Below are 1644 nucleotides of genomic sequence, written 5' to 3'. Positions count from 1 at the left end.
CTGCGCGCCGTCACGGCCGCCGACTACGCGGAGCTGGCCGCCGCCCTGCCGGGCGTCCGGCGGGCCGCGGCCGCGCTCCGCTGGACGGGCAGCGTGCAGGAGGTGCACGTCGCCGTCGAGCCGTTCGGGCAGGCGGTGGCCGGCCCGGCCCTGCTGGAGGCGGTCGGGCACGGTCTGGAGGCGTACCGCCGGATCGGCCACGACCTGGTCGTCCGGCCCGCCCTGCTGGTGCCGATCGACCTCGAACTGCGGGTCTGCGCCGCCGCCGGCTACCAACGCGGCCACGTCCTGGCCGAGTTGCGCCGGGTGCTGGGCAACCGCGCCCTGCCGGACGGCCGGCTCGGCTTCTTCCACCCGGACGCGCTGGGCTTCGGCGAACCGGTGCGGGTCTCCAGGCTGGTGGCCGCGGCGGCCGCCGTGCCGGGCGTCGTCAGCGCTGAAGTGACCAGGTTGCGGAGGCAGTTCGGACGGGACGACGGCGAGCTGGACGACGGGCTGCTGCGGCTCGGCGCGCTGGAGATCGCCGCGTGCGACAACGACCCCGACCGGCCGGAGAACGGCCGGCTCTCGATCGTCCTCGGAGGTGGCCGATGAGCGGCCAGTGCACCTGCGGCTGCGCGGGCACCGCCACCGCGACCCCGGTCCCGGTGTTCAACCCGCCCGGACTGGACGCCATCGGCTACCGGGTCGGCCGCTACGGGGAGTTCCTCGACAGCCTGCTCGCCCGGCTGTCCGGCCCCGCCTACCCGGCGCTGCGCGACCTGACCGTCCGCACCCCGGACGACCCGGCGATCGCGCTGCTGGACGCCTGGGCCGTGCTCGCCGACCTGCTCACCTTCTACTCGGAGCGGATCGCCAACGAGGGCTACCTGCGCACCGCCACCGAGGAGGACTCGCTCGCCCTGCTCGGCCGGCTGGTCGGGCACCGGCCCCGGCCCGGCGTGGCCGCCGACACCTACCTCGCCTACTCGCTCGACCACGACCCGAGGGCGGCCGAGGACCCGACCGTGGTGATCCCGCGCGGCGCCCGCAGCCAGAGCGTCCCCGGCCCCGGCGAGGACCCGCAGTCCTTCGAGACCGCCGAGGACCTCCCCGCCCGCTCGGCCTGGAACGAACTGGCCGTGCTGCGCCGCCGCCCGTACCAGCTGACGCCCGGCCAGCTGAACCCCGGCGGACGCGCCGAGCTCTTCGCCGCCGGCACCGCGAACAACCTGCGGCCCGGCGACCGGCTGCTGTTCGTGTTCAGCGCCGACAAGGCCGCCGACCCGGTCCACCGGATGCTGCGGCTGGTGCCCGAGGTGCGGCTCGACCGCGACAACGACGTCACGGTGATCGGGCTGCCCCGGGACCTGCGCACCCTCAAGGACCTGCGCGCCGAACTCGCCGACTGGATCACCGTCTCCGAGTCCGCCCCGAACCCGAGGCCCGGGCACAGCCGGATCGTCCGGGACTTCGACGAGCAGGTGCTCGCCCCGCTGCGCGCCGACCTCGACCGGCCGGCCGGCCCGCTGGGCACCCCGGCCGAGTTCGCCGACCGGCTCGCCCCGGTGGTCGACCGGGCCGCCGAGGCCGCCGAACTGGCCCACGCCCAGCAGCCGGTGGCCGACTGGTTCGGGCACCTCGGCGAGGAGCTGACCGGCCTGC

At 76.3% G+C, this 1644-nt stretch carries 1 protein-coding gene and 1 pseudogene; both read left to right on the top strand.

Going from position 1 to position 1644, the window contains the following annotated elements:
• The coding region (locus AE652_RS40950) for a baseplate J/gp47 family protein (RefSeq protein ID WP_049661018.1) at positions 1–594 on the top strand (594 nt) is incomplete at its 5' end.
• Positions 591–1644 (top strand): annotated as a pseudogene (locus AE652_RS40945) (putative baseplate assembly protein); the annotation flags it as partial. The gene AE652_RS40950 and the pseudogene AE652_RS40945, both read left to right, overlap by 4 nt.

The sequence above is a fragment of the Kitasatospora sp. MY 5-36 genome, assembly GCF_001182915.1.
Taxonomy (GTDB): Bacteria; Actinomycetota; Actinomycetes; order Streptomycetales; family Streptomycetaceae; genus Kitasatospora.
Note: the sequence above shows the minus strand (reverse complement) of the source record. Positions and strands in the feature narration are given on the sequence as shown.